9 protein-coding genes are annotated in these 12775 nt (G+C 42.1%); 8 read left to right on the top strand and 1 reads right to left on the bottom strand.

All coding sequences use genetic code 11. The annotated features are described in order from the left end of the window. Positions 1-163: 163 nt before the first annotated feature. The 8 genes from rpsA to BLS65_RS03125 all read left to right on the top strand — a co-directional run bounded on the left by rpsA (position 164) and on the right by BLS65_RS03125 (position 9625). Complete coding sequence (rpsA, locus tag BLS65_RS03160; protein WP_092435746.1) at positions 164-2044, top strand: 30S ribosomal protein S1; 1881 nt, start codon at positions 164-166, stop codon at positions 2042-2044. 39 nt (positions 2045-2083) lie between these two features. Then, complete coding sequence (locus tag BLS65_RS03155) at positions 2084-2443, top strand: STAS domain-containing protein (RefSeq protein WP_092435743.1); 360 nt, start codon at positions 2084-2086, stop codon at positions 2441-2443. Next, complete coding sequence (locus BLS65_RS03150; protein ID WP_092435740.1) at positions 2443-3372, top strand: ribonuclease Z; 930 nt, start codon at positions 2443-2445, stop codon at positions 3370-3372. Before BLS65_RS03155 ends, BLS65_RS03150 begins: the two co-directional genes overlap by 1 nt. A gap of 57 nt (positions 3373-3429) precedes the next feature. Then, a complete protein-coding gene (gene guaA, locus BLS65_RS03145; RefSeq protein ID WP_092435737.1) occupies positions 3430-4962 on the top strand; it encodes a glutamine-hydrolyzing GMP synthase in 1533 nt (510 codons plus the stop codon). Positions 4963-5099: 137 nt separating this feature from the next. After that, complete coding sequence (locus BLS65_RS03140; protein ID WP_092435734.1) at positions 5100-6698, top strand: S41 family peptidase; 1599 nt, start codon at positions 5100-5102, stop codon at positions 6696-6698. A gap of 37 nt (positions 6699-6735) precedes the next feature. Continuing rightward, positions 6736-8502 carry a DEAD/DEAH box helicase gene (locus BLS65_RS03135; protein WP_092435731.1) on the top strand — a complete coding sequence of 589 codons (1767 nt, stop codon included), beginning with the start codon at positions 6736-6738 and terminating at the stop codon, positions 8500-8502. 159 nt (positions 8503-8661) lie between these two features. Then, a complete protein-coding gene (locus tag BLS65_RS03130; protein WP_092435728.1) occupies positions 8662-9231 on the top strand; it encodes a SiaB family protein kinase in 570 nt (189 codons plus the stop codon). Between the two features lie 13 nt (positions 9232-9244). Next, positions 9245-9625 carry a DUF1987 domain-containing protein gene (locus BLS65_RS03125; protein WP_092435725.1) on the top strand — a complete coding sequence of 127 codons (381 nt, stop codon included), beginning with the start codon at positions 9245-9247 and terminating at the stop codon, positions 9623-9625. A 52-nt stretch (positions 9626-9677) separates the two neighbouring features. On the opposite strand, the gene BLS65_RS03120 is transcribed toward BLS65_RS03125, so the two are convergent. Beyond that, complete coding sequence (locus tag BLS65_RS03120) at positions 9678-12764, bottom strand: ATP-binding cassette domain-containing protein (RefSeq protein WP_092435722.1); 3087 nt, start codon at positions 12762-12764, stop codon at positions 9678-9680. Between the last annotated feature and the right edge of the window lie 11 nt (positions 12765-12775).

Here is a 12775-nt window from a genome sequence, read left to right as displayed (position 1 = left end):
TTTTTCCCAGTGTTGAATGCGATAAATAGTGTAACGGACAAAAAATCAACACCCACTGTCATTTTTCTTCATTTTTATTTTTTAAGCTTCTTAAGATTGCTTATTTTTGCCGACTGAGAGTTTCTATACATATTGTCCAACCACTAACTGATTAAATTAGTTAATGACAAACGAAAACGAATTCATCCCACAGGATGAACCCACAGCAGTAGCTGCAAAAGTATTTAAGCCTAGCATCGATAATTTCGACTGGGATTCCTTTGAAAAAGACGAGTTATACTCTAGCGATGATAAGGCTAAGTATCTCGGCATGTATGACGAAACCCTATCTTCCGTTGCTGAAAACGAAGTTGTAGATGGCACAGTTATTGCCATGAACAAAAGGGAAGTTGTAGTCAACATTGGTTACAAGTCTGAAGGAGTTGTCTCCCTAAATGAATTCCGTTACGATCCTGAACTAAAGGTAGGTGACAAGGTAGAAGTTTACGTTGAGAGCCAAGAGGACAAGAAGGGTCAACTAGTTCTATCTCACAAGAAGGCCCGTGCATTGCGTTCATGGGATCGTGTTAACTCCGCTCTTGATAAAGACGAAGTTATTAAGGGTTACATCAAATGCCGCACTAAGGGTGGTATGATTGTGGATGTGTTTGGTATTGAGGCCTTCCTTCCAGGATCACAAATCGATGTTAAGCCTATCCGCGACTACGATGTATTTGTTGGTAAGACCATGGAATTCAAGGTTGTTAAAATCAACCAAGAGTTCAAGAATGTTGTTGTTTCGCACAAGGCTCTTATTGAGGCTGAACTCGAGCAACAGAAAAAAGACATTATTGCTAAACTTGAAAAAGGTCAGGTTCTTGAAGGAACCGTTAAGAATATCACCTCCTACGGTGTATTTATTGACCTTGGTGGCGTAGACGGTCTTATCCACATTACCGACCTTTCATGGGGTCGCGTAAATCATCCTGAAGAAATCGTTCAGCTCGATCAGAAGTTAAACGTTGTTATTCTCGACTTTGATGATGCTAAGAAGCGTATCGCTCTTGGTCTAAAACAACTTACCCCGCATCCATGGGATGCTCTTGATGCCGACCTTAAGGTTGGTGACAAGGTAACTGGTAAGGTTATGGTTATGGCCGATTATGGCGCATTTGTTGAAATTGCAACTGGCGTTGAAGGTCTAATTCACGTTTCGGAAATGTCTTGGAGCCAGCACCTACGCAGCGCTCAGGAGTTCCTAAAGGTTGGTGATTCAGTTGAAGCAACTATCCTTACCCTTGATCGTCAAGATCGTAAGATGTCTCTCGGTATTAAGCAATTGAAGGCTGATCCATGGGAGAACATCGAAGCAAAATATCCTGTAGGATCTCGCCACAATGCTAAGGTTCGCAACTTTACCAACTTTGGTGTGTTTGCCGAAATCGAAGAAGGTGTTGACGGTCTTATTCACATCTCTGATCTTTCTTGGACCAAGAAGATTAAGCACCCATCTGAGTTTACTCAAATTGTTGCTGATATCGAGGTTGTTGTTCTCGAAATCGACAAGGAAAACCGCCGCTTGAGCCTAGGCCACAAACAACTTGAGGAAAACCCTTGGGATGTTTTCGAAACTGTATTCACCGTTGATTCAGTTCACGAAGGTACCATCATTGAGTCGATGGATAAGGGTGCTGTTGTGGCGCTTGCTTATGGTGTTGAAGGTTTTGTTACTCCAAAGCACCTTGTTAAAGAGGACGGAACCACCGCTAAAATTGATGAGAAACTTCAATTTAAGGTAATTGAGTTCAACAAGGCTTCCAAGAGAATTATCCTTTCACACAGCCGTATTTTCGAAGATACCAAGAAGGTAGAAGAGAAAACTGAGAAGAAGGTTAAGGCTAAAGAAACTGATAACACCCAAAAGGCAGTTAAGAAATTGAAGACAAGCATGGAAAAAACCACTCTTGGCGATATTTCAGAACTAGCTGCTTTGAAGGAACAGTTGGAAAACAAAGAAGCACAGAAGAGTTCTGACGAAGAAGCTCAGAAGAACTCCAATGAGTAAATTCTATTGGTAATAAGTATAACAAAATCCCTATTTACAATGGATTTCAAGATAGATAAACTGGAGAATCACACTGTTATTGAAGTGCTCGAAGAAAAGTTAGACACGAATGTTGCGCCTAGCTTAAAATCCGAGTTGGTTCTCATTTCTGGAAACGGTGAGAAAAATATCGTTCTGGATATGCGGAATTGCAGATATTGCGATTCATCCGGACTTAGCGCTATACTTGTTGCCAATCGTCTTTGCAAAAATGCTAACGGTACTTTTGTACTAACAGGTTTAACCGACGCAGTTGAGAGATTAATCACAATCTCTCAACTCGATACGGTTTTAAATATTGCATATTCGAGAGAAGAAGCTGCTGAAATTGTTAATAAAGCGGAGAACGATAAAAAGTAGTGAAGTTTTCGTTAACAATACTCGGAACGAGCTCAGCACTCCCCACCTCTTCAAGATTTCCAACCGCTCATGTGCTCAATATACATGAGCGGTTTTTTTTGGTTGATTGTGGCGAGGGCACCCAAATGCAACTTCGTCGCATGGGAATTAGTATCGCGTCTATCAACCATATATTCATCTCTCATTTACATGGCGATCACGTTTTTGGTCTTTTCGGATTGATTTCAACTCTCGACCTACTCGGTAGAAAGGAAGACCTGCATATTTATTCCTACTTTCAGTTGGAAGAGATTCTTCAGAGCCACTTATCCTTCTTTGGCACAGATCTTGGGTATAAAATCATCGTTCACTCTATTGATACCCGGAAATTTCAGCAAATTTACTCTGACAAAGGGGTTGAAGTCTATTCTATCCCCCTTGATCATCGAATTCCCACCTGTGGCTTTTTGTTTCGTGAGCGAGAGCCTAGTTTGAATATCCACAAAGAATTCATTAGCCAGTTCGGAATTCCATTGAGTTGGATTACCCGAATTAAGAATGGAGAGGATTATCTTACCGAAGATGGAACCTTAATTAGAAATTCCGCGTTAACATACAAGCCATATTTTCCTCGGTCATATGCATTCTGCTCCGATACGGCATTCAATCCTTCCATTGCGAAGTGGGTTGAAGGTGTAGACTTGTTATATCACGAGGCTACCTTTACGGAAGAGTTGGCTGGTCTGGCAAAAAAAACTGGCCATTCTACAGCAGCACAAGCGGCTCAAATAGCCAAGTTAGCTGGGGCAAAAAAGTTACTATTGGGCCATTTTTCGTCTCGATATAAAGATTGTTCTATCCACCTCAGCGAGGCAAGCGCGGTGTTTGAACCGGTGATTGCAGTTAAGGAGGGGGATATATTTGACCTTCCAATGGGTAATCGCCTATAAGGTTTTACTGGCCAATTCATTGATTTTGCTTATTTTTGCACAAAAAAATTTGGAACTATGCAAGAGAAAATACTTATACTGGATTTCGGATCGCAATACACCCAGCTGATTGCCCGTAGGGTGCGTGAGTTAAACGTTTATTGCGAAATTGTTCCCTTTACCCATTCTTTTGTTCCAGATGACTCATTGAAAGGCATTATACTATCGGGTAGTCCTTTTTCGGTAAGGGATGAGAACGCACCAATGCCCGATCTTCAGGGATATCATAATACAGGTTTACCTATACTTGGGGTATGTTACGGCGCACAACTCTTGGCTCAGTCCAATGGGGGGGAAGTTGTACCATCTATTTCCCGCGAATATGGGAGGGCAATGCTTACTGTAACCGATCCTACAAGTCCTCTGTTTCGTGGGGTAAGCCTTAAATCACAGGTTTGGATGTCGCATGGTGATACCATTTCGAAGGTTCCAAATGGATTCAAACTCCTTGCAGGAACCGATGATGTTGCCGTTGGCGCCTATGTAATTGAAGGTCGTAATACTTATGGAATTCAGTTTCACCCAGAGGTTTACCATACCACTGAGGGGGCAATCATGCTAAAGAACTTTATTGTTGATATATGCGACTGTAAGCAGGATTGGACTCCCGACTCGTTTATCGAAACCACGGTTTCCGAGTTGCGCCAAAAGGTAGGCAAGGACAAGGTCGTGCTTGGTTTATCCGGCGGCGTTGATAGTTCCGTTGCAGCAGTATTGTTGCATAAAGCCATTGGAAGCCAACTTACCTGTATCTTTGTAGATAATGGGCTACTGCGAAAGAATGAGTTTGTTGATGTATTGGAGAGCTACAAGGGTATGGGCCTCAATGTAATTGGTGTTGATGCCAAGCAGCAGTTCTATACAGCCCTTAAGTCCATCGAAGATCCTGAGGCTAAACGTAAAGCTATAGGTAAAACCTTTATTGATATTTTCGATCAAGAATCGCATAAAATACAGGGTGTTAATTGGTTGGCTCAGGGAACTATTTATCCCGATGTTATTGAATCGATATCGGTAAACGGTCCATCGATGACTATTAAATCGCACCACAATGTTGGAGGACTTCCCGATACCATGAAACTTAAAGTAGTGGAGCCTCTGCGTTTGCTCTTTAAGGATGAGGTAAGGCGAGTTGGCCGTGCTCTTGGCATTGGTGATCATCTGTTGAGTCGTCATCCATTTCCAGGTCCGGGTTTGGGTATACGAATCCTTGGGGATGTTACCGAAGAGAAGGTAACCCTACTACAGGATGCCGATTACATCTTTACTCAAATGCTCCGAAAAGAGGGTCTTTATGAGAAAATATGGCAGGCTGGAGTCATTTTACTACCCATTCGTTCAGTCGGTGTGATGGGCGATGAAAGAACATACGAAAATGTAGTTGCACTAAGAGCGGTTGTTTCAACCGACGGAATGACAGCCGATTGGTATCATTTTCCTTACGAGTTTCTGGCAAAACTCTCCAACGAGATTATCAACAAGGTAAAGGGGATTAATCGTGTTGTTTATGACATCAGCTCTAAGCCACCAGCTACAATAGAATGGGAGTAATTCCTTGGATTATTGCCACATGATGGAATGATTTTCCGTTAATTTTAGCTTTTACACATACAAGCAACGCTAAAAGAGCGTAACTTGCGAGGTCATAAATTGTTATACTACGAATACGATTATCGATGATATACTCAATGAAAAAAATTGCTATTCTTCTTATTCTTTCTATTTGCATTGCCAGTAGTGGAAAGGCTCAAGGTGTAAACGATCAGGTGTTTAAGTTTAGCCGGTTTTTACGAGTATTGTCGGGAACATACGTAGAGCCGGTAAACGAATCGGAATTGGTTGAAAAGGCTATTGTTGACATCTTGGCCCAACTCGATCCGCATAGCGCTTACATCTCAAAGGATGAAGTTGCCGCGATGAACGAACCACTTGAGGGTAACTTTGACGGTATTGGAATTGAGTTTAATATTTTTCAAGATACGCTTATTATCGTAAATCCGGTTCCCGGAGGACCATCCGAAAGAGTTGGACTGGTTGCCGGTGACAGAATACTTAAGGTTGATGGCAAGAATATTGCCGGAATTGGACTTAAGAATAATGAAGTATTTAAGATGCTTCGGGGACCAAAAGGAACGAAAGTTGCACTTACAGTGGGTCGTTCTGGTGTCCATGAGATATTGGAGTTTACCATCGTTCGCGATAAAATTCCAATTTTTAGCATCGACGCTGCTTATATGGCTGCTCCTGGAGTTGCTTATATAAAGGTTAGCCGATTCGCATTAAATACTGTAGACGAGTTTCTTGATGCTTGGAAGAAGTTAGGACCAAACGCACCTAAAGGGCTAATTCTCGACCTTCGTGGAAACGGTGGTGGCTACTTGAATACCGCCATTGCGTTATGTGATCAGTTTTTACCTGAGGGGAAATTACTGTTGTATACCGAGGGAAATAGTGCTCCTCGTTACGACTACCCAAGTACAAGCCTCGGAAATTTTGAAAAGGGAGCACTCGTTGTCCTCATTGACGAAGGATCTGCTTCGGCCAGTGAGATCACCGCCGGTGCCATTCAAGATTGGGATAGAGGAATTATCGTTGGTCGCCGCTCTTTTGGAAAAGGGTTGGTGCAAAACCAGATACCACTTCCTGATGGATCACTTGTTCGAATTACAGTAGCACGATATCATACCCCTACGGGCAGGGTAATACAACGCCCATATAAGAATGGTAATATTGAGAAATACTACCAAGATTTCTACAAACGTTTTACGGATGGCGAGCTTAACACTGCCGACAGCATTCAGTTTCCTGATTCTCTTAAATTTTTAACCTTGGAAAAAAAGAGAGCTGTTTATGGTGGTGGTGGAATAATGCCCGATATTTTTGTTCCGGTTGATACGACTTTCTACACCGATTTTTACGGTAAACTTATTAGAAAAGGGATATTCAACCAATTTGTAATTTCCTACGTGGATAAGAACAGAAAATCGCTGGCGGCTAAGAACCCCAACTTTCAGGCGTTTGAGAAAGGCTTCTCAGTTGACGGAGAGGTAATGTCCGGTTTGCAGCAGATGGCAAAGGATAACAGTATCACATGGACTGATGACGACCTGGCAAGATCGGGGAGTGTGATCAAAGTTATTGTAAAGGGACTAATCGCTCAGCAGCTTTTTACCACCTCAGAGTATTTTCAAATAGTGAATAAGGAGAACGATCCTACCTATGCGAAGGCCCTTGAGGTAATTGCCGATTGGAAGAAATACAAGGTCCAGATCGGCAAGAACTACTAAGCATTATTTTTTTAAAACACACAGTAATTAAGTATTAATGGAGATTAACAACGATTTCGCTTCTTTAGGCTTGTCCGAGAGAACATTAGAAGTTATTAGAAAAAAAGGTTTTGAAAAGGCTACTCCTATTCAAGCGCTCGCCATTCCCGTATTGGTTGGCACACAATCCGATATTATTGGGTTAGCTCAAACCGGAACCGGAAAAACGGCTGCCTATGGATTACCTATTATTGACCTCATCGAGGAAAATATCGGAACAGTGCAGGCCATTATCCTAGTTCCAACGCGCGAACTAGCACTTCAAGTTACTGAAGAGATGCTCTCGTTTAAGGGCGATCATCGTCTTCAAATTATTTCCGTTTATGGAGGACAATCCATGAGCGAGCAGCTTCGTCGTTTACGCCAAGGGGTTGAGATTGTAGTGGGCACCCCGGGCCGAATTCTTGATCACCTTTCTCGTGGCAGTTTGAAACTGGACAACGTGAAATATTTGGTTCTCGATGAAGCCGACGAGATGCTAAACATGGGATTTGTTGACGACATCGAGGAGATTATGTCCAAAACTCCTGAAGATAGACGTACCTTCCTTTTCTCGGCTACAATGCCCGACAGGATTGCTCGCCTTTCCAAGAAGTACATGAAAAACCCACAGCGGTTAGAGATCGAACGTAAGCAGATGACTGCCGATTTAACCGATCAAATATACTTTGAGGTTAGTGAAGGTGACCGCTTCGATGCGCTTACCCGTATTATCGATATTGAACCCGAATTTTATGGGTTGGTGTTCTGTCGTACTCGTATTGCAGTAGATGATCTAGTAGCACGGTTAAACGAGCATGGATACGCCTCCGATGGTCTCCATGGCGAGGTTTCTCAAACTATGCGGGAAAAGATCTTAAAAAAATTTAAGACCCACCAAATCAACATCCTTGTGGCAACCGATGTGGCTGCTCGTGGTATTGATATCCATGATCTAACACACGTTATTAACTATTCCATGCCTCAGGATCCCGATAGCTACGTTCACCGTATAGGACGTACCGGTAGAGCAGGAAAAGAGGGAACAGCAATTACTTTTATTTCATCCAACGAGTATAGGAGTTTTGTTACTTTGCAGAAGGTAACTCGCAATACTATCCGTAAGGAGAAATTACCCCACGGTAAGGATGTTGTTGCTGTGAAGAAGGCCCGTATTTTGGGAGAATTAAGCCAGATTGTTGAGACCGGCACCTTTGGTGATTACCTTGGTATGGCTGAAGACATGTTGGCTTCTGCTAGTCCCGAAGTTACGTTGGCTTCGTTGCTTAAAATGGCCTTCAAAAACGAGTTGTCGGAGAAGAATTATCCTGAGATTCGCAGTTTTAACGTAGATCGTAAGGGCAAGGCAAGGGTATTTATCGCTCTTGGTAAGCGCGATGGATATGCTCCTGGTAAACTAACAGATATGATCAAGGAGAAGACATCTTTGACCGATTCCCGGATTGACGAAGTTGAAGTACTTGAAAATTTCTCATTTGTAACGGTTTCCTTTGCTGATGCTGAAGCAATTCTTGCTGTTCTGAATAAGGATGGACGCGGAGGCAGACCTATCGCTGAAATTGCCAGTAAGAAAGAAGGCGGCAGTGCTGGTGGTGGAAGCAGAGGTGGTCGTCGCGAAGGTGGTTTCCGAAGAGAAGGTGGAAGCCGTGACGGCGGGAGTCGTGAAGGTGGAAGCCGTGAAGGCGGACGTCGCGAAGGTGGCTACCGCAGAGAAGGCGGAAGTCGTGAAGGTGGCTCTCCCGAATCGAGAAGAAGAAGAAGCTAAATAGATAAAAAACCCCGGTCACAAATAGTGAACCGGGGTTTTTGATAAAAAAATGCCTACGAATATTCAATTTTTCTTAATAAACATAAAAAGTGTTCTTTTTTTTCATAGATTTGTTTACAAGAGTGGATGAAAAATAATTCTTTATTATAGCAAGCTGTGAGCCACCCAATTTTTTTCGACTTGGATAAACACTTTACTGAGATCCACCGGGAGGGAGAACCTATATTTGCTTATAGGGGTGCTATAACTACGGATTTTATAAATAACACCCTCTTTCTCGTAGAAGCAAAACTGGATGATCTTATTGATCACGGAGCCGTTCGGAAGAAGGTTTATAACGTATTAGTTGAAAGTCTACAAAATCTTTTCCATCACGTCGATTCACCCACAGGCCTAGTCAATAACAATGGCAGTTATGGGTTGTTTGTTCTTACAAAACTAGACGCTGGATTTAAAGTTTTCACTGGGAATTTCATTCTCAATGAACGGGTGGATGGTCTTCGCAAAAAATTAGAAAAGATTAATACCCTTACCAAGGAAGAGTTAAAGGATTTTTATAAATTTGTTCTGAATAATCAGGAATTCTCATCCAAAGGTGGTGGTGGTTTAGGTCTCATTGATATAGCACGAAAAACAGGCACTAAACTAATCTACTCTTTTGAACCCTACGACAGCAGTTTTTGCTTTTTTACATTTTCAGTAGTTATTCCAGAAGAAGAAAAATAAAATTCAATAGGCCATGGAATTAGTAAACATAGAGGGAACTCCCAAAACACCAACCATTTCTCTGAACTCCGAAACTGGAAGCATCGAGATTAAAGGTCGTTCGATACCTGAAAACTCCATTGAGTTTTATAAACCCATTGTTGACTGGTTGGATGAATATGCGAAGTCTCCCAAGGAAAAAACGGTAGTAAGCATTCAATTGGAGTATTTCAACACCTCCTCTTCTAAGTGTATTCTTGATGTTTTTAAGAAATTAGAAGCCCTTAAAAAGGGTAAAAATGATGTTGTCGTTAATTGGTACTACGAGGAGGATGACGAAGATATGCTTGAGGCCGGTGAGGACTACGAATCGATTATAAAGATTCCGTTCAAGATGATCGAAATTGTAGACTAAAAATATTTTCTCGATTGAGAAAAAAAATGGGAAGCATTTTGCTTCCCATTTTTCATTCCTTCTTATTTCCTTGCCTAAATTCGGAGATCTCTAGTAATTTTCTGACCCACCTAAAATATACGGCAACATACAGAAAGCCTGACATAACCCAAATTACTATGATGTTTACCCAAAACGTACTATAGTAATAGCCGAAGATGGGTTTTGCAGGGGCATAGAAATGTGATGCAATAAACTTCCCTTCAGGGTATAGGAAAATGGGATCAATCTTTTGTATCAGATGATTATCATACTCAATGATCCGGTCTACCTCATCGTTGTTTTGAACCAAATCACTCAAGTTCTCATTGAAGTAATCTCTTTTCTCCTGAAGGAACGATTCCTTTGAGATGTTCGTGCTTTGAGCCGTGGATATGATTGCGTCTTTTTTGTTGTTGGCTGTATTATAAAGTTTAACATAGTATTGTCGAATCAACTCTAAGTAATCGCGAAGTTGAGATATGGTTTCGTGGGTTATTTTAGCTTGACTTAAGCCTTTGATGATGCCCTGCGGAGGCGATAGCTGTGGCAGTAACTTTGCGTGACGGAGAAGTTCGTTTTGTATGAGAATAACGGCGTTTTCGGCTTTTTTATGCTGGTCTGCAGTGATTCCTTCACGCTCAATAAAGTCAATTTTGTTATTCATGGATTTAATCCAGTAGTTTCTCCGGAAATCGGCCACGCTCATTGCTCTATCTAACTCGTAGAACTGCTGCTGGTATTGGTTCTCTTTGAATTGAAATACAGCTAATGCCTCATAGGCCCACCGAGCCACAATCACCTCACCATAAAAGGGAATCCGGTCGGGTGATGAAATGTTGGGATTCAACTTTTCATACTTTACAATGATGCCGCTTAAAATGATCTGTGGGATTACCAAGAAGGGGATTAGGATGTAGATAGTCACAACTGTTTTAAAGCTATCGGAGATGAGCAACCCAAGCATATTGGCCGATACCCATGCGCTGAAAAGAACAATCCAGTAGGCAAAATACATGCCTTGCACTTCCATTATGGTGTTTCCAACAATCACAAAAAGAAATGCCTGAATAGCAGAGATACCTATTAGTATTGCTACCTTCGATAGAAGGTAGCTGGCTCGGGAAAGGTTCAGGAACGATTCGCGTTTTAGGATTTTCTGATCCTTTATTATCTCTTCCGCACTTACTGTGAGTCCAATAAAGATTGCTACAATCACCGACATAAAGATGTAAACTGGTAGGTTGCTATTATCGGCAAGAGTATAACCTATCTTATTGTTTACATCAACGTTGTAGAATTTAATGATATAGGATAGGATAAATGCAAGAAGTGGTGGTTCCACTAAGTTTATAACCCAGTACTGCTTGTTGGCAAATTTTGAGAGCAAATCTCTGCTAATGAATACCCACAGCTGTTTGAGTCTATTGGGGATTTTAAATTGTTTCTCCGGCATATCGGCATACACCGTGGTGGTTGAGTTTTCTTTAGCCGAGAATTCATCGTAGTAGTAATTCCATTCCTTCGGGCTGGTCTTTCTTACCCGGGTTGAATTTCCATACTCGTCCAATACGTTAGCTTCAACGATATTGAAGATCTGTTCGGGGTTAACATTGCCGCAAGTTGCACATTCGCTCTCGTTCCAGTTGGCGTGCTGAATGCGCGATTTGAAGTAAATGATTGACTCTATTGGGTCTCCATTGTATATCAAATATCCTCCTGTGTCCAGAATCAGCAACTTATCGAACATTTTAAAGATATCCGAAGACGGTTGGTGAATAACCACAAAGACCAACTTCCCTTTTAAGGTTAGCTCCTTTAGAAGATCCAAGATGTTCTCTGAATCGCGGGATGAGAGCCCTGATGTGGGTTCGTCAAGGAAAAGAATGGTGGGTTCCCGGATCAATTCTAGGGCTATGTTTAAGCGCTTGCGTTGGCCTCCGCTAATTTTCTTATTCAGAGGAGAGCCTACGCGCATATGCTTAATATCGAAAAGGCCTAGGTTGATTAGCGTTCTATCTACCGTTTCTACTATATCATTTTCGGAGTAGTTGCTAAAGCAAAGTTTGGCGTTGTAGTAAAGGTTTTGGAAAACGGAAAGGTCTTCCATAAGCAGGTCGTCCTGCGATACAAACCCAATAAGCCCCTTAGTGGCCTCCTTTTCCTTGTGGATACTGATGCCGTTGATCTGGACCTCTCCCGAGGTGGGCGCATCGCTACCGTTTAGCACGTTCAGCAGCGTAGATTTACCTGCGCCTGAAGCTCCCATGATACCAATTAACTTGCCCGATTCTTCACTAAAGGATAGGGAGTGAAGGCCGAATTGCCCTCCTCGGAATTTGTATTCTACCTCCTTTGCTTCGAAAGTGATACGCTCCTTTACTTTATCGAGGGTAAAGCGTGAGAGAATATCACTATAGTAAATGGCATTTATCTTGGCGTTTCGAATTGATGCCCCGGCATTGAGCACAAAGATTCTGTCGGGTAGCAGCAAATGGCCATTCAGGTAGAGCTCATGCTTACCATGGTACCGAATGAAGAACATATTTGCCGAGAGGATGCTGAGGATCTTTACCTCGCCTCTAAAGTTATCGGAAAATATGTGTTTCTTCCCAAAGCCAGAATAGTCCTCAGGCTCATTGCTGATGGTAAGGATATCTTCGGTATGCTCAATTTTGTCGAAGGAGAGGAGTGCATAGTTAAGGATAGAGTTGAATTCGGTGTCCTCAATATGAAATGTTTCGGCAACGGTGGCAATGAAGGCCATTTCTTGGTTGGAAACCGTTCCACTTTCACTCCTTGCAAACTCAAGCAATCGAACCAAAACAACAACTTTTTGCTGCTGGGTTAGCTGATTGTTGATCTCCGTGCAAATCTTTAATAGCCTAACGGAACTGCTCGAGGCTCGCTTTACCGATTTGCTCTTCTCACTTAGTTTAAGCTGATATAGATCGTAGAATGTATCGAATATCTTAAGGTACTCATCGACCAAATCTCTGTTGATTTGGAGTTTTAAAAACGATTCTACAATTGCGCGCCTATCACCCAGACTACCTTTCTCTTCGGGCCAAGCAATAATTGCAAATAGCTGCATTAATGCTTTTAAGATTGATTCGCTCATGTGGATCCGTT

Origin of the sequence: Williamwhitmania taraxaci (assembly GCF_900096565.1) — a bacterium.
In the GTDB taxonomy this organism is placed as follows: domain Bacteria; phylum Bacteroidota; class Bacteroidia; order Bacteroidales; family Williamwhitmaniaceae; genus Williamwhitmania; species Williamwhitmania taraxaci.
This window is presented reverse-complemented; position numbering and strand designations above follow the sequence as displayed.

Excerpts from the sequence above, each read along its gene's own strand:
- BLS65_RS03125 (WP_092435725.1), top strand. The coding sequence starts at position 9,245 with ATGGAATTAGTAAACATAGAGGGAACTCCCAAAACACCAACCATTTCT.
- BLS65_RS03140 (WP_092435734.1), top strand. The coding sequence starts at position 5,100 with ATGAAAAAAATTGCTATTCTTCTTATTCTTTCTATTTGCATTGCCAGT.
- BLS65_RS03155 (WP_092435743.1), top strand. The coding sequence starts at position 2,084 with ATGGATTTCAAGATAGATAAACTGGAGAATCACACTGTTATTGAAGTG.
- BLS65_RS03135 (WP_092435731.1), top strand. The coding sequence starts at position 6,736 with ATGGAGATTAACAACGATTTCGCTTCTTTAGGCTTGTCCGAGAGAACA.
- BLS65_RS03120 (WP_092435722.1), bottom strand. The coding sequence starts at position 12,764 with ATGAGCGAATCAATCTTAAAAGCATTAATGCAGCTATTTGCAATTATT.
- guaA (WP_092435737.1), top strand. The coding sequence starts at position 3,430 with ATGCAAGAGAAAATACTTATACTGGATTTCGGATCGCAATACACCCAG.
- rpsA (WP_092435746.1), top strand. The coding sequence starts at position 164 with ATGACAAACGAAAACGAATTCATCCCACAGGATGAACCCACAGCAGTA.